Annotated in this window: 19 protein-coding genes; 10 read left to right on the top strand and 9 right to left on the bottom strand. The window is 69.8% G+C overall.

All coding sequences use genetic code 11. The annotated features are described in order from the left end of the window. Positions 1-24 precede the first annotated feature (24 nt). Positions 25-708 carry a TetR/AcrR family transcriptional regulator gene (locus AB0D12_RS13615; protein ID WP_362680848.1) on the top strand — a complete coding sequence of 228 codons (684 nt, stop codon included), beginning with the start codon at positions 25-27 and terminating at the stop codon, positions 706-708. Here AB0D12_RS13615 and AB0D12_RS13610 read toward each other — a convergent pair. Together AB0D12_RS13610 and AB0D12_RS13605 are read right to left on the bottom strand one after the other, a co-directional pair. Further along, positions 692-958 (bottom strand): protealysin inhibitor emfourin, encoded by a 267-nt coding sequence (locus tag AB0D12_RS13610; protein ID WP_362680846.1) that lies wholly within the window; start codon positions 956-958, stop codon positions 692-694. The genes AB0D12_RS13615 and AB0D12_RS13610 overlap by 17 nt on opposite strands. 25 nt (positions 959-983) lie before the next feature. Beyond that, complete coding sequence (locus tag AB0D12_RS13605) at positions 984-2,051, bottom strand: M4 family metallopeptidase (RefSeq protein ID WP_362680843.1); 1,068 nt, start codon at positions 2,049-2,051, stop codon at positions 984-986. A 325-nt stretch (positions 2,052-2,376) separates the two neighbouring features. Here AB0D12_RS13605 and leuA point away from each other — a divergent pair, with 325 nt between their 5' ends. The 5 genes from leuA (at position 2,377) to AB0D12_RS13580 (ending at position 9,394) form a co-directional block, all read left to right on the top strand. Beyond that, positions 2,377-4,137: a 2-isopropylmalate synthase gene (gene leuA / locus AB0D12_RS13600; protein WP_362680840.1), complete on the top strand. Its 1,761-nt coding sequence runs from the start codon at positions 2,377-2,379 to the stop codon at positions 4,135-4,137. A gap of 208 nt (positions 4,138-4,345) precedes the next feature. Beyond that, complete coding sequence (locus tag AB0D12_RS13595; RefSeq protein ID WP_362680837.1) at positions 4,346-5,038, top strand: TerB family tellurite resistance protein; 693 nt, start codon at positions 4,346-4,348, stop codon at positions 5,036-5,038. 210 nt (positions 5,039-5,248) lie between these two features. Beyond that, on the top strand, positions 5,249-7,336 hold the full coding sequence (locus AB0D12_RS13590) for an MMPL family transporter (protein ID WP_362680834.1): 2,088 nt from the start codon (positions 5,249-5,251) through the stop codon (positions 7,334-7,336). A 172-nt stretch (positions 7,337-7,508) separates the two neighbouring features. Next, positions 7,509-8,729, top strand: a complete 1,221-nt coding sequence (locus AB0D12_RS13585) for a histidine kinase (protein WP_362680831.1) — start codon at positions 7,509-7,511, stop codon at positions 8,727-8,729. Then, positions 8,726-9,394: a response regulator transcription factor gene (locus tag AB0D12_RS13580; RefSeq protein ID WP_362680828.1), complete on the top strand. Its 669-nt coding sequence runs from the start codon at positions 8,726-8,728 to the stop codon at positions 9,392-9,394. The genes AB0D12_RS13585 and AB0D12_RS13580 overlap by 4 nt, the downstream gene beginning before the upstream one ends. Before the next feature lie 198 nt (positions 9,395-9,592). Here AB0D12_RS13580 and AB0D12_RS13575 read toward each other — a convergent pair whose 3' ends face one another. Beyond that, positions 9,593-10,954 (bottom strand): FAD-dependent oxidoreductase, encoded by a 1,362-nt coding sequence (locus AB0D12_RS13575; protein ID WP_362680825.1) that lies wholly within the window; start codon positions 10,952-10,954, stop codon positions 9,593-9,595. Positions 10,955-11,435: 481 nt separating this feature from the next. Between AB0D12_RS13575 and AB0D12_RS13570 the strand changes: the two genes are divergently transcribed. Continuing rightward, complete coding sequence (locus tag AB0D12_RS13570) at positions 11,436-12,275, top strand: hypothetical protein (RefSeq protein ID WP_362680822.1); 840 nt, start codon at positions 11,436-11,438, stop codon at positions 12,273-12,275. A 42-nt stretch (positions 12,276-12,317) separates the two neighbouring features. Here AB0D12_RS13570 and AB0D12_RS13565 read toward each other — a convergent pair whose 3' ends face one another. After that, positions 12,318-14,846, bottom strand: a complete 2,529-nt coding sequence (locus AB0D12_RS13565; protein ID WP_362680819.1) for a SpoIIE family protein phosphatase — start codon at positions 14,844-14,846, stop codon at positions 12,318-12,320. 158 nt (positions 14,847-15,004) lie between these two features. Between AB0D12_RS13565 and AB0D12_RS13560 the strand changes: the two genes are divergently transcribed. Genes AB0D12_RS13560 through AB0D12_RS13550 form a run of 3 tightly spaced genes read left to right on the top strand, consistent with a single transcriptional unit; the run spans position 15,005 to position 16,932 of the window. Next, positions 15,005-15,274 (top strand): DUF1905 domain-containing protein, encoded by a 270-nt coding sequence (locus tag AB0D12_RS13560; RefSeq protein WP_362680816.1) that lies wholly within the window; start codon positions 15,005-15,007, stop codon positions 15,272-15,274. A gap of 45 nt (positions 15,275-15,319) precedes the next feature. Then, complete coding sequence (gene recO, locus AB0D12_RS13555) at positions 15,320-16,072, top strand: DNA repair protein RecO (RefSeq protein WP_327323508.1); 753 nt, start codon at positions 15,320-15,322, stop codon at positions 16,070-16,072. Between the two features lie 14 nt (positions 16,073-16,086). After that, on the top strand, positions 16,087-16,932 hold the full coding sequence (locus AB0D12_RS13550) for an isoprenyl transferase (RefSeq protein ID WP_362680812.1): 846 nt from the start codon (positions 16,087-16,089) through the stop codon (positions 16,930-16,932). Positions 16,933-16,954: 22 nt separating this feature from the next. Here AB0D12_RS13550 and AB0D12_RS13545 read toward each other — a convergent pair whose 3' ends face one another. From AB0D12_RS13545 to AB0D12_RS13525, 5 genes are all read right to left on the bottom strand, one after another. Further along, positions 16,955-17,470 carry a hypothetical protein gene (locus tag AB0D12_RS13545; RefSeq protein ID WP_362680809.1) on the bottom strand — a complete coding sequence of 172 codons (516 nt, stop codon included), beginning with the start codon at positions 17,468-17,470 and terminating at the stop codon, positions 16,955-16,957. 206 nt (positions 17,471-17,676) lie between these two features. Then, positions 17,677-18,114: a transcriptional repressor gene (locus AB0D12_RS13540; RefSeq protein ID WP_362680806.1), complete on the bottom strand. Its 438-nt coding sequence runs from the start codon at positions 18,112-18,114 to the stop codon at positions 17,677-17,679. 55 nt (positions 18,115-18,169) lie between these two features. Further along, positions 18,170-19,063, bottom strand: a complete 894-nt coding sequence (locus AB0D12_RS13535; protein ID WP_362680803.1) for a metal ABC transporter permease — start codon at positions 19,061-19,063, stop codon at positions 18,170-18,172. 2 nt (positions 19,064-19,065) lie between these two features. Then, a complete protein-coding gene (locus AB0D12_RS13530) occupies positions 19,066-19,824 on the bottom strand; it encodes a metal ABC transporter ATP-binding protein (RefSeq protein WP_362680800.1) in 759 nt (252 codons plus the stop codon). A 35-nt stretch (positions 19,825-19,859) separates the two neighbouring features. Further along, positions 19,860-20,837 (bottom strand): metal ABC transporter substrate-binding protein, encoded by a 978-nt coding sequence (locus AB0D12_RS13525; protein ID WP_362680797.1) that lies wholly within the window; start codon positions 20,835-20,837, stop codon positions 19,860-19,862. Positions 20,838-20,944: the final 107 nt, after the last annotated feature.

Below are 20,944 nucleotides of genomic sequence, written 5' to 3'. Positions count from 1 at the left end.
TCCATAGCGACGTACGCTGCTGCTGTGTCGCCCCAGGATTCCGTTCGCCGTCGGCTTCTCGACGAGGCCGCCCGCGTCCTCGCCGACGAGGGACCCGCTGCACTCAGTGCCCGTCGCTTGGTGAAGGCGGTCGGCGCTTCGACCATGGCGGTCTACACCCACTTCGGCTCGATGCCGGCACTCGTCCGCGAGGTGATACGCGAGGGGTTCGAGCGCTTCATGGCGCGTACCGACATCGTGCGGCCCACTGACGACCCGGTCGCCGATCTGTATGCCGTCTGCCGCGTCTACCAGGAGTTCGCCCGCGCCGAACCGAATGTGTACGCCGTCATGTTCGGTGGATCCCAGCTGGCCGGCTTCGAACTCGCCGACGAGGACCGGGAGATGGGCACATTCATGCTCCGCTTCCCGCACGGTGTCATCCGCCGCTGCACCGCCGCGGGCCGCTTCCGGGACGGCGACGCCTCACTGCGTGCCTGGCAGCTGTGGTGCCAGATGCACGGCCTCGCCCAGCTGGAGCGGGCGGGCTACTTCACTGGCCCGCGCACCCCGGACGAGACCCTGCTGGCTCTCGTCCGGGACTTCGCGATCGGCCAGGGCGACGGTGTGGAGGCGGCCTCGGCATCCGCGCTCGCCTCCACGTCCCCCGCCGCGCCCGCCGCCACGTCCGCCGCACCCGCCTCCGCCCCGGTCACGAACCTTCCTTGAGGACCAGCGAGATCAGCTGCCGCTGCGCGTCGGACAGCCCGGGATCCGCGCAGTAGACGCTGCGCCCGTCCACCGTGATCCGATAGCTGAACCCGTCCGGCACTCCGTCCGGCGGCGTGCCCCGGCCGCCGGCCATCGCCTGCTCGGCCAGGGCGTGCCAGGTGCCCGCATCGGCCCGCCCCGAGGTGTCCACCTCCGCGAACCGCTCGATACCGGCGAAGCCACCTGTGCGTCTTACCTGGATACGCATGGGTCCTGTCTAGTACGCGAACGGCTCAGTTGGTACCCACCCCGACCTGGGACCACGCCTTCAGCAGCGCCTCCTGCTCCTCACCCTCGCCGAAGCGCGAGCGGGCCGCGGCCACCGTGAGGCGGGCGAACTCGGTGAACTGCGCGGTCGTGGAGAGTTCGCCGCCGGTCAGGACGTCGTACCAGATCTGGCCCGCCCGCTCCCACGCATTGCCGCCCAGCGCGGTGGCGACCAGGTAGAAGGCGTGGTTCGGGATCCCCGAGTTGATGTGCACGCCGCCGTTGTCGCGACCGGTTTTGACGTAGTCCTCCATCGTCGCCGGCTGCGGGTCCTTGCCGAGGACGTCGTCGTCGTACGCCGTGCCCGGCTCCTTCATCGAGCGCAGCGCGACGCCCGTGACATTGGGGCCCAGCAGGCCCGCGCCGATCAGCCAGTCGGCCTGGTCGGCACTCTGGCCGAGGGAGTACTGCTTGATCAGCGAGCCGAAGACGTCCGACATGGACTCGTTCAGCGCGCCGGACTGGCTGAAGTACTCCAGATTCGCCGTGTACTGCGTGACACCGTGGGTGAGCTCGTGTCCGATCACGTCCACGGGCAGTGTGAAGTCCAGGAACAGATCGCTGTCCCCGTCGCCGAAGACCATCCGCTCGCCGTCCCAGAAGGCGTTGTCATAGTTCTCGCCGTAGTGGACGGTCGCGTTCAGCGGCAGGCCGGAGCCGTCGATGGAGTGGCGGCCGTACGCCTTGAGATACAGGCCGAACGTGGCGCCGAGGCCCGCGTGGGCGCGGTTCACCGTGGCGTCCCTGGCGGGCTTGTCGCTCTCGGAGTGCACCTTCTTGCCCGGCACGATCTCCTCGTGCTTGGCGTCGTAGATCGTGCGATGGGGCTTGTCCGACACGGCTCCGGCCGTGCTCGGAGCGAGACCGCGGACGGTGGTGATCCGGCGGCGGGTGCGCTGGAGGGCGTCGTGCTCAAGGGTGCGGGCGGCGGGCTCGGCGATCGTGGGGTCCTCGGCGCGGGCCATTTTGTCGAGGACATGAGGCGGCACGATGGTGCAAAAGACCGGGTTGACCCGGCGGGCGTTGGCGTCCATGCGGGGGACTGTGGCACTGAGTCATGGTGCTGTCACTAGTTGCCACCATGATTAGTGAAATGGAGTGATACGGGGTCTGACGGCTGCCTCAGTGTGATACGGCACTGTTTGGCCGTAACCGGAATAGTGTCCCGCATACTGATACGGCACCTCCGTCCTCCGCGATGCTCGGCTAGGCTGCTTCCCATCATGCGTTTCGGGCTGCTTCTTCTTAGCTGCCGCGGCGAGGGCCTGTAGTCGTAGGCCGACCCCCTCCCCGCGGGATCTGGTGCTGCTTCGACTCAGTCGGCCGTCCTACTTGCTGGACCCCGAGGAGCCCTACGCAATGTCTGACACTTCCGTCGGTCGCCCCACGCCCGTCACGACCGCGACCCACGCGCAGAAGCCGTCCGGGATGCCGATCCACAAGTACGGCAAGTACGAGGCCGTGGACATCCCCGACCGCACCTGGCCGAACAACCGGATCACCGCCGCGCCCCGCTGGCTGTCCACCGATCTGCGCGACGGCAACCAGGCCCTGATCGACCCGATGTCGCCCGCCCGCAAGCGCGAGATGTTCGACCTGCTGGTACGCATGGGCTACAAGGAGATCGAGGTCGGCTTCCCCTCCTCCGGCGAGACCGACTTCAACTTCGTACGCTCCATCATCGAAGAGGGCGCGATCCCCGAGGACGTGACGATCTCCGTCCTGACCCAGGCGCGCGAGGACCTGATCGAGCGCACCGTCGAGTCAATCGTCGGCGCCCACCGCGCGACGGTGCACCTGTACAACGCGACGGCGCCCACCTTCCGCCGGGTCGTCTTCCGCGGCTCGAAGGACGACATCAAGCAGATCGCCGTGGACGGTACGCGGCTGGTGATGGAGTACGCCGAGAAGATCCTGGGCCCGGAGACGCTCTTCGGCTACCAGTACAGCCCGGAGATCTTCACCGACACCGAGCTGGACTTCGCGCTGGAGGTCTGTGAGGCCGTCTGTGACGTCTGGCAGCCCGAGGCCGGCCGCGAGATCATCCTCAACCTGCCTGCCACGGTGGAGCGCTCGACCCCGTCCACGCACGCCGACCGCTTCGAGTGGATGTCGCGCAATCTGACCCGCCGCGAGTACGTGTGTCTGTCCGTGCACCCGCACAACGACCGCGGCACCGCCGTCGCCGCCGCCGAGCTGGCGATCATGGCTGGTGCGGACCGTATCGAGGGCTGCCTGTTCGGCCAGGGCGAGCGCACCGGCAACGTCGACCTGGTGACGCTGGGCATGAACCTGTTCAGCCAGGGCGTCGACCCGCAGATCGACTTCTCGCAGATCGACGAGATCCGTCGGACGAGCGAGTACTGCAACCAGATGGAGATCCACCCGCGCCACCCCTACGCGGGCGATCTGGTCTACACCTCCTTCTCCGGCTCCCACCAGGACGCCATCAAGAAGGGCTTCGACGCCATGGAGGCCGACGCGGCCGCCCAGGGCAAGACCGTCGACGAGATCGAGTGGGCCGTCCCGTACCTGCCGATCGACCCGAAGGACGTCGGCCGCTCCTACGAGGCGGTCATCCGGGTCAACTCGCAGTCCGGCAAGGGCGGTATCGCATACGTCCTGAAGAACGACCACAAGCTGGACCTGCCGCGCCGGATGCAGATCGAGTTCTCGAAGATCATCCAGGCGAAGACGGACAGTGAGGGCGGCGAGGTCACGCCGAAGGCGATCTGGTCGGTCTTCCAGGACGAGTACCTGCCCAACCCGGACAACGCGTGGGGACGTATCCAGCTGCGTTCCGGCCAGACCACCACCGACAAGGACGGCATCGACACGCTGACCGTCGAGGCGGTCGTGGACGGCGCCGAGACAGTGCTGACCGGCTCCGGCAACGGTCCGATCTCGGCGTTCTTCGAGGCGCTGAACGCGGTGGGCGTCGACGCGCGGCTGCTGGACTACCAGGAGCACACGATGAGCGAGGGCGCGTCCGCGCAGGCCGCCTCCTACATCGAGTGCGCGATCGACGGCAAGGTGCTGTGGGGCATCGGCATCGACGCCAACACCACCCGTGCTTCGCTGAAGGCGGTCGTCTCGGCCGTCAACCGCGCGGCCCGCTAGTCCGCTTCACCGGGCATCTTCACCGCGCCCCCGGCCGCTCCCTCGGGAGCGGCCGGGGGCGCGGTCATGCCGTCTTCGGAGCGGGTCCGCGGGGCGAGGAATCGGCCATGTCCTGGCGGACTGCCTCCCGGGTGCTGACGTGGCATCACGGATGTGGCTAACATCACGTCAACGCGGCAATGTTGCCGGAGCATTACGGAGGTGCGACGTGCAGCCAGCCCGAGGACCAATCGGCCGAAAAATGCTGGTCTGCGGCGTTCATACCTCTTGGAACACTGTCGGCGACGGAGAGTTCTTCTGCTCCGACTGCGGAGGCGACCGCAACTACCGTCGCCGCACCGGTCGCCGGCGCTTCACCTTCCTCGGCGTGCCGCTGCTGCCACGCGGCGCGGCCGGTCCGGTCGTCGAATGCGCGGCCTGCCACAGCCACTTCGGCATGGACGCCCTCGACCACCCCACCACCAGCCGTTTCTCCGCGATGCTGCGGGATGCCGTGCACACCGTCGCGCTCGCCGTCCTCGCCTCCGGCGGCACCTCCTCCCGTCCGGTCCGGGAGACCGCGGTCGCCACGGTCCGCGCGGCCGGCCTCGACGACTGCACGGAAGACCAGCTGACGGCCCTGATCGAGGCGCTCGCCGCGGACACCGGCCGTTTCGTCACCGACAGCGGGCCGTACGGAGCCGCGCTCGCCATCGAGCTGCATGAGGCGCTGGAGCCGCTCGCGCCGCATCTGGCCCCGGCGGGCCGGGAGTCGATCCTGCTGCAGGGCGCGAGAATCGCCCTCGCGGACGGTCCGTACAGCCCGGCGGAGCGTGAGGTGCTGACGACGGTCGGCGCGGCGCTGCAACTGCGCGCGGACGACACGGCGCGGCTGCTGGCGGCGGCGCGGACGCCTTTCTAGTTCGCCTGATTCGGGGGCCCGGCCCCTGCGCCCGGCCCCTCCTCCGGCCCGTACTCCTGGCCTGGTACTCCCGCGGGAGTAGAACCGGGCCGAGGCCACCCTGCGCAGTAGCCCCCATCTCGGCCGCCCGCGCGAGGATTCGCGCACTTCCCGGCGGGAGTCTGGTCACGGAGTCCGACACCGGACGCCAGTGACGAAGGGGAGACATCCATGGGGCCCGTGAACAGACGTCGTCGTGCCGTGCCGTGGGCGGTGCTGGCGTTCTGGATCGCCGTCATCGCGCTCGCCGGCCCGTTCGCGGGCAAGCTCGGCGACGTACAGCGCGACAACGTCGTGGACTATCTGCCGGCGGACGCGGACTCCACCCAGGTCGCGAAGATCCAGCAGAAGCTGCCCGGTGGCGAATCCACCGAGCTCGTCCTCGTGTACCACCGGGGCGGCGGGCTGACGGCCGCCGACCGTGCCACGGCGGACCGGCAGGTCGCCGAGATCGCCTCCACTCATCAACTCACCGGCGGGCAGCGGCCCGTCGGCGTCCCGTCCAAGGACGGCACGACGCTGATGTTCCCGGTGTCGACCACCGGGCCCGGTGGCGACGAGGAGGCGCGCACCGCCTTCGTCGAAGACGTACGGGAGGCCGTGAGCGGCGCCGACGGGCTGAGCGTCGACGTCGGCGGGCCCAGTGCCCTGCAGACCGACATGACCAAGGTCTTCGACTCCATCGACGGCACGCTGATGATCGCGACCGTGCTCGTCGTCGCGGTCCTGCTGATCCTCACCTACCGCAGCCCGTTCCTGTGGCTGGTCCCGCTGCTCGTCGTCGGCGTCGCCGCGCTCACCACCAGGGCCGTGATCTACGGCCTCGTCCAGGGCTTCGACCTGACGGTCACCAGCCAGAGCGCCGGGATCATGACCGTCCTCGTCTTCGGCGCGGGCACCGACTACGCGCTGCTGCTCGTCGCCCGGTACCGCGAGGAGCTGCGCCGCGCCCCGCAGCCGTACGACGCGATGCGCGCCGCTCTGCGCGGCTGCGGGCCCGCCGTCCTCGCCTCGTCCGGGACTGTCGCCGCCGGGCTGCTGTGCCTGCTGGCCGCCGACCTCAACAGCGCGCGCGGGCTCGGTCCGGTCGGCGCGGTGGGCGTGGTGTGTGCGCTGGCGGCGATGCTGACACTGCTTCCGGCGGTACTTGTGCTGCTCGGCCGCCAGGTGTTCTGGCCGCTAGTGCCGGCGTACGGGAGCGAGCCGAAGCAGCGCCGCTCGCTCTTCGCCGCGATGGGCAGCTCCGCGGGGCGCAGGCCGGTCGCCGTGCTTGCCTCGGGGGCGGTGCTGCTCGGGGCGCTGGCACTCGGCGCGTTCGGTCTGCCGGGCACGCTCAAGCAGGAGGACAGCTTCACCGACCGACCCGAGTCGGTGTCCGCGATGCGGGCGCTGGCGGATGCGTATCCGGACCGCAGCAGCCAGCCGATCAGCGTGATCGCACCCACGTCCGGCGCGGACGAGGCGCTGGCGAAGGCCCGTACGACGGAGGGCGTGGCCGCCGTGACACGGGGGCGCGGCGCGGACGGCTGGACCGAGCTCGCCGTCTTCGCGACGGACGCACCGGAGACGGCCGGCGAGACCGCGACGATCAAGGCGCTGCGCGCGGGCCTGGACGGTTCGTACGTCGGCGGTCCGAGCGCCCAGCAACTCGACCTGGACGACACCAACGCGCGGGACCGGCTGATCGTCATTCCTCTGGTCCTCGCCGCGGTCCTGCTGATCCTCATCGCCCTGCTGCGCAGCATCGTCGCGCCGCTGATCCTCGTGGTCGCGGTGGTCGCTGTGTGGGGCGCGGCGACGGGCCTTGGCGGGCTGGTCTTCGGACCGGTCTTCGGCTTCTCGGGCGTCGACCCCGGGCTGCCACTGCTGTCGTTCGTGTTCCTGGTGGCGCTCGGTGTCGACTACGGCATCTTCCTGATGCACCGGATGCGTGAGGAGTCCCTCTCCGGCGCGGAGCCGGCGGCCGCGGCACTGACGGCGCTGCGCACGACGGGCGGCGTCATCGCCTCGGCGGGCATCGTGCTGGCGGCGACGTTCTCGGTGCTGATGAACCTGCCGCTGGTGACGATGGTCGAGATGGGCTTCGTGGTCGCGGTCGGCGTCCTGCTGGACACGTTCCTGGTCCGCACGTACTTGGTGACGTCGGCGAGCCTGCTACTGGGCCGCGGGGTCTGGTGGCCGGGCCGACTGTCGCGCCGACGCCTCGCCCTTGCGACGCCGGACGCCCCACGCCCCCGAGAACCGGCGGCCCGGGCCTGAGCGGTGAGTGCGGCCGCGGCGCCGGTCGCCTGCGGTGGGGGGCTCCGCCCCAGACCCCGTACGCCCTTGGGGCGTGTCCTCAATCGCCGTACGGGCCTATATTCAGCCCCGCCGGCGTTTGAGGCGCGGGGTCCGGGGCGGAGCCCCAGCACGTCTACCGGAGGATGGGCCCGTGCAGCAGCCACAGACAGCCGCCCGCCCCCGGCTCGGGGAGCGCGTCCTCACCGCCGTAAGCCGGGATCCCCTCACCTCGCCGCACCGCGCGCGCAACGACGCCGTCCTCGCAGCCGCCGTGGGCGTGCTCGCGCTCGTGCTCGCGCTCACCGTCCAGTCAGGGCGCCGGCCCGACGCGCTCGGGTGGGTGCTCCTGGCCGGCAGCGTCGTGGCCCTCGCCTGGCGGCGCAGCCGGCCCATGGCCGTCCTGCTCGCCGTACTCGTGTGCATCGTCCCGTACCACGCCGCCGACAACACCCACATCGCGCCCGTCCCCGGCTCGCTGCTCGCCCTCTACACCGTCGCCGCCACCGCCCGCCCCCTGCACACCCTCCTCATCGGCATCGGCGTCATCGGCGCCGCGGTGACCGTGATGTTCCAAGTCGACTCCCACCAGGGCCTGGAGACACTGCGCACCTCCGGCTGGATCCTCGCCGTGCTCATCTTCGGAGTGGACGTGCGCACCTACCGCCGCTACATCGCCTCCGTCGTCGGCCGCGCCGAACGCGCCGAACGCACCCGCGAGGAGGAGGCCGCCCGCCGCGTCGCCGAGGAACGCCTGCGCATCGCCCGCGATCTGCACGATCTCCTCGCCCACTCCATCACGCTCATCGGCGTGCAGACGTCCGTCGCCTCCCATGTCCTGACCGTCGATCCCGACCGGCTCGACCGTACCGCCATTGCCAAGGCCCTCGACGACATCACCGACACCTGTCGCACGGCGCGTGGTGAACTCCGCACCACCCTGGAGGTGTTGAGGGCGGACGGCTCGGACGGCCCGGACGCCGCTGGGCCTCTGCCCGATCTGTCCGCGCTGCCCGGTCTCGTACGGGCGGCAAGGGCGGACCTGGAGGTGCGTACGGGCCGGACGCGCATCGCGCCCGCCGTCGAGGCCGCCGCCTACCGCATCGTGCAGGAATCGCTGACCAATGCCGTACGCCACGGTGGCCCCGGTGTCCGCATCCGCGTCGTGGTCGCGGCCGCCGACGGCCACCTCCGTGTCACCGTCACCGACGACGGCACCGCCCCCGGCGCCACCGAAGGCTCCGGCTACGGCATTGTCGGGATGCGTGAGCGCGCCCGCAGCGTCGGGGGGACACTGGCAGCCGGCCCGCGCGACGGCGGCGGGTTCGAGGTCGCGGCGGCCCTGCCGCTCCAGCAATCGGAGGCCCTGGCATGAGCGTCATTCGGGTACTGCTCGCCGACGACCAGAGGCTCGTACGCGCGGCCTTCGCGATGCTCGTCGAGTCCGCCCGCGACATGGAGGTCGTCGGCCAGGCGGGCACCGGCGCTGAGGCCGTCCAACTCGCCCGCACCGAACGCGCCGACCTCGTCGTCATGGACATCCGCATGCCCGAACTCGACGGCATCGAAGCGACCCGCCTGATCGCCGCCGACGACGACCTCGCCGGGGTCAAGGTCCTGGTGCTCACCACGTACGACACCGACGACCACATCGTCGAGGCGCTGCGCGCGGGCGCGTCCGGCTTCCTGGTGAAGGACACCAAACCGGCCGATCTCCTGGCCGCGATCAGGACGGTGGCGGCGGGGGAGTCCCTGCTCTCCCCGGGCCCCACGTCCAGGCTGATCGCCCGTGTGCTGCGCGCCCCGTCCGATCCGCCCACCATCGGCGGCCCGGACGGCCTCTCCGAGCGCGAACGCCAGGTCCTCGCGCTGGTGGCCCGGGGTCTGAACAACACCGAGATCGCCGAGAGGCTCGGCCTGAGCCCGCTCACCGCGAAGACCCATGTCAGCCGGATCATGGGCAAGTTGGGGGCCCGGGACCGCGCCCAACTGGTGATCGTGGCGTACGAGTCGGGGCTGGTGGTCCCGGGCGACGCGTAGTCGGTGACCGGGGCCCCGGTACGCCCTTCGGGCGTTGTCCTCAATCGCCGGACGGGCTTGAGTTTCCGCCGGACGGGGTGAAACTCAGCCCCTCCGGCGATTGAGGAGCGGGGTTCGGGGCGGAGCCCCGACAACGGGCCGGGCAATCCAGCCTCGCCGGCGATTGAGGCGCGGGGTCTGGGGCGGAGCCCCGGTGGCCTACGCCTCGCTCGCCCGCAGCATGCCCTCGCGGGCGACGATCTTCACCCGGTCCCGCCCTTCCGCCGCACCCAGCGCACGCTCCGCCTCGTCCAGGCGGTGCCAGCCCTCCCACGTCGTGTAGCGAACGCCCCTGCCCTCAAGGAAGTTGACGACCGCGTCCTTGCCGGGCGCGACGGGCGTGTGCAGGCGGCCATTGCCGTGGTCGTCCAGCAGGTTGGCGACCGTCTCGTTGGCGTCGCCCTTGGTGTGGCCGATCAGGCCGACCGGGCCGCGCTTGATCCAGCCCGTGACGTACGTCGACTGCATGTGCTCGCCGCCCTCGATGACCCGGCCGCCCTCGTGCGGGACCGTGCCGGTGAGGAAGTCGAAGGGGAGCTTGGGCAGTTCGTCGGACAGATAGCCCACCGCCCGGTAGACCGACTGCACATCCCAGGTGTGCATCTCGCCCGTGCCGGTGACATTGCCGGTGCCGTCCAGCTGGGTGCGCTCCGTACGCAGCCCGACCACGCGGCCGTCCTCGCCGACGACTTCGGTCGGGGACTCGAAGAAGTGCAGGAACAGCTTGTGGGGCCGGTCGCCGACATCCCGGATCGCCCAGTTCTCCAGCGTCTTCGCGACCATGTCCGCCTGCTTGTTGGCCCGGCGGGTGGCGATGCTGCCGTCGTCGTAGTCGATGTCCTCGGGGTTGACGATGACCTCGATGTTCGGGGAGTGGTCGAGCTCGCGCAGCTCCATCGGGCTGAACTTGGCCTGCGCGGGGCCGCGCCGCCCGAACACATGCACCTCGAGGGCCTTGTTGGCGGCCAGGCCGTCGTACACATTCGGCGGGATCTCGGTCGGCAGCAGCTCGTCCGCGGTCTTCGCGAGGATACGGGCCACATCCAGGGCGACATTGCCGACGCCGAGTACGGCCACCTTCTCCGCGTCGAGCGGCCAGGTACGCGGCACGTCCGGGTGGCCGTCGTACCAGGACACGAAGTCGGCGGCTCCGTACGAACCGTCCAGCTCGATGCCGGGGATGTCCAGGGCCCGGTCCGCGTCCGCGCCGGTGGAGAAGAGCACTGCGTCGTAGAACTCGCGCAGATCGTCCAGGCCGATGTCGCTCGGGTAGTCGACATTTCCGAAGAGACGTATCTGCGGCTTGTCCAGGACCTGGTGCAGGGCGGTGACGATGCCCTTGATCCGCGGGTGGTCGGGCGCGACGCCGTACCGGATCAGGCCGAACGGCGCGGGCATCCGCTCGAAGAGGTCGATGGAGACGCCGGGCTCGACGGCGGCCTCGGACTTCAGCAGTGCGTCGGCGGCGTAAATCCCGGCGGGGCCGGCACCGACGATCGCGATCCGCAGAGGGCGGGGCATGAATGTTCCCTTCGAACGAGGTCCACTGGGCGTGACCCGGTGAGTGAGACGGCCCGGCGCGTGCGGAGCGAGCCGACTCTCCTACGCCACCCTGGCAACGGCGCTCCCACCGCGGTACCCGCCCTGCACCTATGAACCCATAAGCCTGATCTATGACCCGGCACCCGGGAGGGGCGGGGTAAGGAAACCCTAACCTCCCGCTCGCGGGCCGCCCGCAGGGCCCCGTCCCCGGCCGGAAGGTGACCCACCTCGTCCACAGCCACGACCACGCCGACCACACCGCGAACGGGGCGGCCTTCGGCGATGTGATCCGGGTGGCGCACCGGCGCGGTGGATGTCTTCACCCGCGAGAACGCGCTGACGGTGGCGCTGTCCCGGATCGTCGACGCCCCGCGCGACATCTGAACCCCTGTAGCGCGGCGGGGGATCTGGCCGCACCCTGGAAAACCAGGAGGATCTGCCCGGCGAAGGGGCCCCCGCAATGAAAGCTGTCGCAGGCACGGCACCCGGCGGCCGTCTCGCCGCCGCGCTCGAGAGCCCGATCGTCGGGATGTCCCCGTGGATCATCTTCTCGGTCCTGGTCGGACCGGGCCGCTTCGAACTGGCGGTGGGCCTCGCCCTCGCGGTGTCGGTGGCGCTCCTCATCGCGGCGCGCATGCTCTACCGCGGCACCTCGCTCAAGATCCTCGAGGTGTCGGACGTCGTCTTCTTCGCCGTACTGGCCGCCGTCGGGGCCGCCTCCTCGCCGGGAACCCACACATGGCTGGAGACGTATGCGGGCGAGATCTCCAACCTCGCGCTGGTGGTCATCGCCTTCGGCTCCATGGCCGTACGGGTGCCCTTCACGGTGCAGTACGGACGGGAACGGGTCAGCCCGGAGTACTGGAAGTCGCGGGAGTTCCTCCGCATCAACTATGTGATCACCGGCGTCTGGGGCGCGGCCTTCCTCGTGGCGGCCGTCGCGGGCGGCTTCGGCGACCTTGTTCTGCACAACGCGGACAACCTCTGGACCTCGTGGATCATCCAGATCGCGGCGATCGTCACCGCGCTGAGCTTCACCGAGTGGTACCCACAGGTCGTCCGCAGCCGGAACGGCACCGGTGAGCCCCCGCCGCCGGTGCGCAATCTGCTGATCCCGTTGACGGGCCTGATCATCCCGGTGGGCGTCGTCTCCCTGATCTTCGACGCCGCGGCGTCCTGGTTCGGCGTCGGGCTGATCTTCATCGGGATCATCCTGGCCCGGGCCATCAACAAGGACGTGGAGATGACGCCACCCAGCGCCGGACACCCTCGGGAAAGGCGGTCCAACAGGCGGCTCTGATGACGAGGACGGGGCCGCGGGGGGTCTTGTGCCCGCTTCTGCTCACCCGGCGGGGGGCTTGGGCCGCGAGCTGTGGGTGTACGTGGTGAGGAGCAGCGCGATGTCGTCCATCCGGTTCGGGGACTGGCGGGCGTCCCGCAGGAGTGCGTCGGCCAGTTCTTCCAGGGAACCCACACCGGCATGGGCCAGCGAGGTCCGCAGCCTGTCCAAACCCACACCGATGTCGGCCTCGCGTGACTCGATCAGTCCGTCCGTATAGAGGGCCAGAACCGAGCCGGGCAGGAGACTCAGCTCCGATTCCGGGTAGTCGGCGGCGCGCTCCACTCCGAGTAGCGGGCCGCCCGGCAGCTCCAGGATCTCGGTGTGTCCGTCGGGCCGGCGCAGCAGGGGCGGGCAGTGGCCCGCGCGGACCACGCGCGCGACTCCCGGACCCGGGTCGAGGAGGACGTAGCAGCAGCTGGCGAGGAGTCCGGGGTCGAGGTCGAGGAGCAGCCGGTTGGTACTGGCGATCACATCGCTCGGTCGGTGGCCTGCGGAGGCGAAGGCCCGTACCGCGCTTCGCAGCTGGCCCATGGTGGCTGCGGCGGCGACGTTGTGGCCCTCGACGTCTCCGACGACCAGCACGACGCCGCGGTCGGTGGGGATCGCGTCGTACCAGTCCCCGCCGATGTCCATCCCGCGGGTACCGGGCAGGTACCGGCCGGCGACGCGGATGCCCGGCAGGGTGGGCAGTCGGTGCGGAAGCAGCGCGTTCTGCAGGCCCCGGGCGAGGGTGAATTCGGCGTCGTAGAGCCTGGCACGTTCCAGTGCCTGGGCGATCAGCCCGCTCAGCGCGGTGAGGAGGCTTCGTTCCTCGGTGGAGAACCGATGGACCTCGTCGAAGCCGAGCATGCAGGCACCCACGGGGCGGCTGCAGGCGATCAGGGGCAGGAACACAAAGGAGCTGGACTCGGCGTGGAGCCCGGGGTAGGCCCGCAGGAACTCTTCCCGCGATTCGATGAACAGCGGGGCCCCGGAGGTCAGCGCCACGGTCAGGGGTCCGTGGCCGTGATGCAGCGACCTGCCCTCGAACTGCTCAAGAAAGGTCTCGCGGTAGCCACGCTGCGACAGCAGACGCAAGTGCCGCTCGTGCACCACGTATATCGCCAGTCGATGACCGCCGACGGCGGGCAGGAGCTGGTCGGCGACGACATCGCACACTTCACGCGCGGTGACCGCCTCGGTCAGGGCGCTGCTCATCTGAAGGACGCGATAGATGGCGCCCAGGCGCGTCGGGGCGGGCCGCGACGAGGACGGGGCGGCCCCTCCTGGCTCCGCGGGGGGTGCTCCGGGCTCGGCCCCGGCCGGGACCGGTTGTCCGGCCGGTGCTGCCCAGCCGGTCATGCCCTGCGCATCCGGGCGCAGAGAGAACACAAGCCACTGGTCGGGGGATTGGGCCAGGAAGGAGACGGGCTGCTGGGAGACCCTGGCGGCCCGGAAACAGTCTTCGTAGGCGGGATCGGCCAGCCACGGCAGGACGTCCCAGGGGCGTCGGCCCACCAGATCCTGCCTGCGTACGCGCAGCAGCCGCACCAGAGTGTGGTTGGCGTAGGTCACACGACCCTCTCGGTCGAGCGAGAAGAAGCCGTCCGTGAGACGTTCGATCGCCGCGACGGCGGCCATACCGGCCCCGAGGTCAAGGACCCCGCCCACCAGATGGGGCCGCGCCTCCCGGCCGGCGGCGGTCTCGGGTACCCGGCCCCACAGCTCGATGGTGCGGTGACCGCCGCCCTTCTCCGGCACGCGCATGTCCTGGGCGAGGACGCGGCCCTCCTCGACCGCGGTACGGGCGACAGCCCGGAAACCGGGACGGTCCGAGAGGTGCACCTGGGCCGCCAGCGTGGCCGCTCGTCCGTCGTACTCGTCCGGGGCGAGGCCGAAGATCGCACACAATGTGGCATCGGCTTCGAGGGCCCCGGTGTCGAGGTTCCAGTCGAACAGGCCTACCCGTACCGCCGAGGCGGAAGGTACCGGGACCTCCACCGGAACGGTCTCCATGTCGCACCCGACGTCGGTGCCGCGCGCGGTCAGCTCGGCGAGCGATACGCCGAGGCGGCCGGCCGCGGTGCGCAACTGCCGTCGCTGCGACTTGGACAGCCCTTTCCCGCTGGCCCTGGCTGCCCACACCACAGCCATGGACCCAAAGGTCTCCTGCCCCGCCGTGACCGGTACGGAGGCGGAGCCGAAAGGGTAGGGCAATGCCACTGCGAGCTGAGGAAATCGCCGCATGGTCTCATCGGCGTCGACCAGATGGACCGTCCGCCTGGAGCGGAACGCCTCCGCCACGGGGATGGGACTGTTCACAGGAATCCGCCGCCAGCCGCCGAGCAGGGAAGGCGGCATCCCGGCCGTTGCGGCGAGTACCAGCGTGTGACGGTTGCGCGAGATCAGGAACACACTCCCCGCATGGGCCCCGGTCACCTCGACGGCTTTGAGGACGGCAGCAGTCAGTGCGTCGTCACGCTCCGCCGCACCTTCAGCGCTCGTAGTGCCGAAGGGGTGCGTACTCGACCTGGTATCGCTGGACGACACGCTGGCCCCGATCGCTGCAATGGTGGCGTGGCCTGCACGTCTGGGGTGTTCGTCCAATTCTTCTATGGAATGGGTCATCGCGAAACCCGACCGGACCTGCTCCGCCGGGCATCCAGAGGGGTGCGATGAGTTCGGCCGCCTCGCGCCGTCATATCTGCATGGACAAACAATTCAGCGCAACGCTGCAGAAGAGCCCTGCGAAGGGCGGCTGGACCTATCTGGTGTGGCCCGAGTCGGTCGAGTACTTCGGCACCCGGGGCCTGGTCAAGGTCCGGGGCACGATTGACGGTCACCCGTTCCGGAGCTCCTTCATGGCTCTGGGCGACGGCACGCACAAGCTGCCGGTCAAGGCCGACGTACGCAAGGCGATCGGCAAGGAGGCCGGAGACTCGGTGACCGTACGCCTTGAGGAGCGCGTGGAGGATTGACCATCCGATGGCGGTGGGCGGCGCTCCGTACGGGACAATGACCGCATGAGCCTGTTCCGTGACGACGGCGTCGTCCTCCGCACCCAGAAACTGGGCGAGGCCGACCGCATCATCACGCTGCTCACCCGCAGTCACGGCCGCGTCCGTGCCGTCGCCCGTGGCGTCCGGCGCACCAAGTCCAAGTTCGGTGCCCGGCTCGAGCCCTTCTCGCACGTCGATGTGCAGTTCTTCGCGCGCGGCAGCGAACTCGTCGGCCGCGGGCTCCCGCTCTGCACCCAGAGCGAGACCATCGCTCCGTACGGCGGCGCCATCGTCACCGACTACGCCCGCTACACCGCCGGCACCGCCATGCTGGAAACCGCCGAACGGTTCACCGACCACGAGGGCGAGCCCGCCGTCCAGCAGTACCTCCTCCTCGTCGGCGCCCTGCGCACCCTCGCCCGCGGCGAGCACGCCCCGAATCTCGTCCTCGACGCGTTCCTGCTGCGCTCCCTCGCCGTCAACGGCTACGCACCCAGCTTCGACGACTGCGCGAAATGCGGCCTGCACGGGCCGAACCGGTTCTTCTCCGTCGCCGCCGGCGGCGTCATATGCGGCGACTGCCGGGTGCCCGGCAGCGTCGTACCCTCTGCGGAGGCCATCGGGCTGCTCAGCGCGCTGCTGACCGGTGACTGGCCGACGGCGGACGCGTGCGAGGCGCGCCACGTCAGGGAGGGCAGCGGGCTCGTGTCCGCCTATCTGCACTGGCACCTGGAGCGCGGCCTGCGCTCGCTGAGATACGTCGAAGTAGAGAAATAGGAGATGTGAACCGCATGGCACGACGCGGAATCCTGGGCCGGTCCCGCCGCGAGTACAAGGTCCCCGAGCCGCACCCCTCCGGCGCGCGCCCGCCGAAGATCCCGGGCGAGCTGGTGCCGAACCATGTGGCGTGCGTCATGGACGGCAACGGCCGCTGGGCCAAGGAGCGCGGGCTGCCGCGCACCGAGGGGCACAAGGTCGGCGAGGGCGTCGTCCTCGACGTACTCAAGGGCTGCATCGAGATGGGCGTCAAGAACCTCTCCCTGTACGCCTTTTCCACCGAGAACTGGAAGCGCTCGCCCGACGAGGTGCGCTTCCTGATGAACTTCAACCGGGACGTCATCCGGCGCCGCCGCGACGAGATGGACGAACTCGGCATCCGTATCCGCTGGGTCGGCCGGATGCCGAAGATGTGGAAGTCGGTCGTCCAGGAGCTCCAGGTCGCCCAGGAGCAGACCAAGGACAACGACAGGATGACGCTGTACTTCTGCGTCAACTACGGCGGCCGCGCGGAGGTTGCGGACGCGGCGCAGGGCATCGCGCGCGATGTGGCGGCGGGCAGGCTGGACCCGTCCAAGGTCAACGAGAAGACCTTCGCCAAGTACCTGTACTACCCGGACATGCCGGACGTGGACCTGTTCCTGCGCCCGAGCGGCGAGCAGCGCACCTCCAACTACCTGATCTGGCAGAGCAGTTACGCCGAGATGGTGTTCCAGGACGTGCTGTGGCCGGACTTCGACCGCCGCGATCTCTGGCGTGCCTGCCTGGAGTACGCGCAGCGCGACCGCCGCTTCGGCGGCGCGATCCCGAACGAGGAGCTCGAGGCGATGCGGGGGCGGCCCGAGGGCACGTCTGCGTGAACCGCGGGATCGGCAGCTTGTCTCACTCGTCGAGCGGGCTCTGTCGCAGTACGTGACGGGCCGACCTCTCCGCCTGTTCCGCGTTGGACATGATGTGAGCCTGCTCCCTGGGCCACCAGATCAGTTCTGCGAGAAAGATCGCGACCCACAGCCACGACACCATGGCTTCCCGGGTTGATCCCGTGAGGGTGTCGCTCAGCGCGAGGGCCACAGCGAGTCCGGCGAAGAGCAGGATCACCCATGGGAGGAGGCGGTCTCGTTCCCGGGCTGCCCGCAGCGCGCCGCTGTAGTCGATGACGGCGGGCGCGAGTCGGGCATCGCCGATGTCCTCACCACGTCGGGTTGCGCGAACCACCGCTACCCGGTCGGCGGAGTCCAGGTCATTGGCTCCGGGCCAGGCTCTGCTCATCCGGCGGGCCGTCCTGATTCCACAGACGGGGATGAGGAAGAGGGCCGCCACGGCTGCGCCCAGCCATGACCCGGACTCGGCGAGCACGAAAAGTCCGAGGAAGACACCGGCCGGAAGGCCGATGCTCACTGCCCTGCGAACCGGACCGCCCTGCCATACCCAGCTCGGGACCATTTGCACAGGTCCATGCTGGCAGTCGGTCGGTCCGGGGAGCAATCACCCGGACCGGCGACACTGGGCGGTGGGGCCTGACGCCTCCAACGGTGCGTGCCCCGCCTCGGGGCGCGCCCGGGCGCCTGGCGCCTGTACCCCGGGGCCGCGCCGTGGGCGGCCGGTCAGCCCTCCGTCGAGGAGCTCGCGCACTCCACGCACGTACCGAAGATCTCCACGGTGTGCGCCACATTCACGTACCCGTGCTGCGACGCGATCGTCTCCGCCCACTGCTCCACCGCAGGCCCCTCGACCTCGACGGCCTTTCCGCAGACCCGGCACACCAGATGGTGATGGTGGTCGTCGGTCGAGCAGCGCCGGTACACCGACTCGCCGTCGGACGTGCGCAGCACATCCACCTCGCCCGCGTCCGCGAGCGACTGCAGCGTGCGGTAGACCGTCGTCAGGCCCACCGAGTCGCCGCGGTGCTTGAGCATGTCATGCAGCTCCTGCGCGCTGCGGAACTCGTCCACCTCGTCGAGCGCCGCCGCAACCGCGGTCCGCTGCCGGGTCGACCGGCCCCGCACTGGGGCTGCATTTCCGCCGGTTGGCGCCGTCGCCACAGGTGCCTCCTCGTTCGCCCCGCACATATGTCGGGCCATTCTGCCAGGCCTGAACTCAGACCTTGACGTCGTCGCCGGGCCGTCGTGTGCCGGGCATGTCCGCGGTGCACTCCGCCCCGCTCGCCTCCAGTGTGCGCGCACGCCGCCTCGCCAGGGGTGTGGCGAGTGCGGTCAGCACCACGAAGATGCCGATGGCGAGCAGCACTATCGTCGCGCCCGGCGGCACATCCTGGTAGTAGGAGGTGGTCGTTCCGGCCAGCGCGACCGTCACACCGATCCCCACCGCCAGCGCGAACGTGGCCTTGAAGGACCGCGTAATCTGCTGCGCCGCGGCCACCGGTACCACCATCAGTGCGCTGACCAGCAGCAGCCCGACCACCCGCATCGCCACACTGACGGTGACCGCCGCGGTCACCGCGATCAGGAGATTCAGCGCACGCACCGGCAGACCGGTGACCCGCGCGAACTCCTCGTCCTGGCTGACCGCGAACAACTGCCTGCGCAGCCCCAGCGAGACCAGCACCACAAAGGCGGCCAGCAGCAGAATCGCGGTGAGGTCCGCATCGGAGACGGTGGAGAGCGAGCCGAACAGGAACGAGCTGAGATTGGCCGTGGAGCCGGTGTCCGAGAGGTTGATCAGCAGCACACCGCCGGCCATACCGCCGTAGAAGAGCATCGCCAGCGCGATATCGCCGCGAGTGCGTCCGTACATCCGGATCAGTTCCATGGTGACTGCGCCCACGATCGAGACGAGCGTCGCCATCCAGATCGGGTTGGTCGACAGCAGGAAGCCGAGGCCGACACCGGTCATCGCGACATGGCCGATGCCGTCGCCCATCAGGGCCTGGCGGCGCTGCACCAGATGGATGCCGATGGCGGGTGCCGTGATGCCGACCAGCACGGCCGCGATGAGCGCCCGCTGCATGAAAGCAGTGTCGAGGATTTCCATGATCAGGTCAGCAGTCCCGTGCGGAGCGGCTCGTCGGCCGCATGCGGATGTACGTGGTCATGGCCGGGCAGCGCATGCTGGCCCACGGCCTTCGGCGGCGGCCCGTCATGGACCACACAGCCGTCGCGCAGCACCACCGCGCGGTCGATCAGGGGCTCCAGCGGTCCGAGCTCGTGCAGGACCAGCAGGACTGTCGTCCCGGCCGCGACCTGCTCGCGCAGTGTTCCGGCGAGGATCTCCTGGCTGCCCAGGTCGACGCCCGCCATCGGCTCGTCCATGATCAGCAGTTCGGGCTCGGAGGCGAGCGCGCGGGCTATGAGGACCCGCTGGTGCTGGCCGCCGGAGAGCGCGTTCACGGAGTCCTTGGCGCGGTCGGTGAGCCCGACGAGTTCGATGGCGCGCTGGACGGCGGCCCGGTCCGCGCGGGACTGCCGGCCCAGTCTCGTACGCGACAGCCGGCCCGAGGAGACGACTTCGCGCACCGTCGCGGGCACACCGCTCGCGGCGGTCGTGCGCTGCGGTACGTAACCGATGCGCGCCCACTCGCGGAAGCGGCGCAGTTCCGTGCCGAACAGGGCGATCTCGCCGCCGGTGAGCGGCACTTGACCGATCACGGAACGCACGGCCGTCGACTTCCCCGAGCCGTTGGCGCCGAGCAGGGCGACGACCTCACCGCGCTGGACCGTGAGGTCGATGCCGCGCAGTACCGGGCGCGAGCCGAGCGTGGCCTGAGCCCCGCGGACGGATATGACGGGCTCCATGTCTCGGGCCTCCGGTGTGTGCGTACCGATCGATGTCACTTCGCGCCGAGAGCTTTCTGCAGCGCGGCGAGGTTGGACTGCATCACCTCGATGTAGTCGGCGCCCTTGGACTTGTCCGTAATTCCTTCGAGCGGGTCGAGGACGTCCGTCTTCAGTCCGGCGTCCTTGGCGAGGGTCTTGGCGGTCTTGTCGCTTGCGAGCGTCTCGAAGAAGACCGTGGTGACCTTGTCCTTCTTCGCGATGGCCTGGAGGTCCTTGATACGGGCCGGGCTGGGCTCGGACTCGGGGTCGATGCCCGCGATGCCCTCCTGGTCCAGGCCGTAGCGCTCGGCGAGGTAGCCGAAGGCGGAGTGGGTGGTGAAGAAGGTCTTGGTGGCCGTGTTCTTCAGGCCCTGCTGGTATGTGCGGTTCAGCCCGTCGAGCTTCGTGACCAGTGCGTCGGTGTTCTTCCTGTAGTCCGCGGCGTGGTCCGGGTCGGCCTTCTCGAGGGACTTTCCGACGCCCTTGGCGACCTCGGCGTACTTCACCGGGTCGAGCCAGATGTGCGGGTCGGCGCCCGCCTCGCCCTCGCCCGCATGCCCGTGCTCGTCGTGGCCGGCCTCTTCGCCCTCGTGGCTGTGGCCACCCTCGGTGCCGTGGTGCTCGAGCTTGGTGAGACCGGCGGCGTCGACCTTGTTCTTCGCCTCGGACTGGGCGATGGCCTTGTCGACGGCGGGCTGGATGCCCTTGAGGTAGAGGATGTAGCCCGCCTCGTTCAGCTCGGCGGTCTGGCGGGGCTTGAGCTCCAGCTCATGCGGCTCGACGCCCGGCTTGGTGAGGGTCGAGACGGAGACATGGTCGCCGCCGATCTCCTCGGCGAGGTACTGCATCGGATAGAACGACGCCACCACCTTCAGCTTGCCGCCGCTGCTGCCGTCGGCGGTATTGGAGCTGGAGCAGGCGGAGACGGCCATGAGGCCGAGGGTGACAGCTCCGGCGGCGGCAGCGGTGGGTATGAGGCGGCGTACGTTCATGACAGTCATTTTCAACAAAACTGGAAACGATTGTCAACAAAGCTGCTGAGCCCCCCGTACCCGGAACCGATTTGATCCAGGGGGTGCGGCCGCCGGTAACCTGGAGC

This window comes from Streptomyces sp. NPDC048479 (assembly GCF_040651435.1).
GTDB lineage: Bacteria > Actinomycetota > Actinomycetes > Streptomycetales > Streptomycetaceae > Streptomyces.
The sequence above is the reverse complement of the archived record's forward strand: the minus strand, read 5'-3'. Positions and strand labels throughout refer to the sequence as shown.

Coding starts and splice junctions, on each gene's coding strand:
- AB0D12_RS13610 (WP_362680846.1), bottom strand. CDS start 958: ATGCGTATCCAGGTAAGACGCACAGGTGGCTTCGCCGGTATCGAGCGG.
- AB0D12_RS13605 (WP_362680843.1), bottom strand. CDS start 2,051: ATGGACGCCAACGCCCGCCGGGTCAACCCGGTCTTTTGCACCATCGTG.
- leuA (WP_362680840.1), top strand. CDS start 2,377: ATGTCTGACACTTCCGTCGGTCGCCCCACGCCCGTCACGACCGCGACC.
- AB0D12_RS13590 (WP_362680834.1), top strand. CDS start 5,249: ATGGGGCCCGTGAACAGACGTCGTCGTGCCGTGCCGTGGGCGGTGCTG.
- AB0D12_RS13580 (WP_362680828.1), top strand. CDS start 8,726: ATGAGCGTCATTCGGGTACTGCTCGCCGACGACCAGAGGCTCGTACGC.
- AB0D12_RS13575 (WP_362680825.1), bottom strand. CDS start 10,954: ATGCCCCGCCCTCTGCGGATCGCGATCGTCGGTGCCGGCCCCGCCGGG.
- AB0D12_RS13570 (WP_362680822.1), top strand. CDS start 11,436: ATGAAAGCTGTCGCAGGCACGGCACCCGGCGGCCGTCTCGCCGCCGCG.
- AB0D12_RS13560 (WP_362680816.1), top strand. CDS start 15,005: ATGGACAAACAATTCAGCGCAACGCTGCAGAAGAGCCCTGCGAAGGGC.
- recO (WP_327323508.1), top strand. CDS start 15,320: ATGAGCCTGTTCCGTGACGACGGCGTCGTCCTCCGCACCCAGAAACTG.
- AB0D12_RS13550 (WP_362680812.1), top strand. CDS start 16,087: ATGGCACGACGCGGAATCCTGGGCCGGTCCCGCCGCGAGTACAAGGTC.
- AB0D12_RS13535 (WP_362680803.1), bottom strand. CDS start 19,063: ATGGAAATCCTCGACACTGCTTTCATGCAGCGGGCGCTCATCGCGGCC.
- AB0D12_RS13530 (WP_362680800.1), bottom strand. CDS start 19,824: ATGGAGCCCGTCATATCCGTCCGCGGGGCTCAGGCCACGCTCGGCTCG.
- AB0D12_RS13525 (WP_362680797.1), bottom strand. CDS start 20,837: ATGAACGTACGCCGCCTCATACCCACCGCTGCCGCCGCCGGAGCTGTC.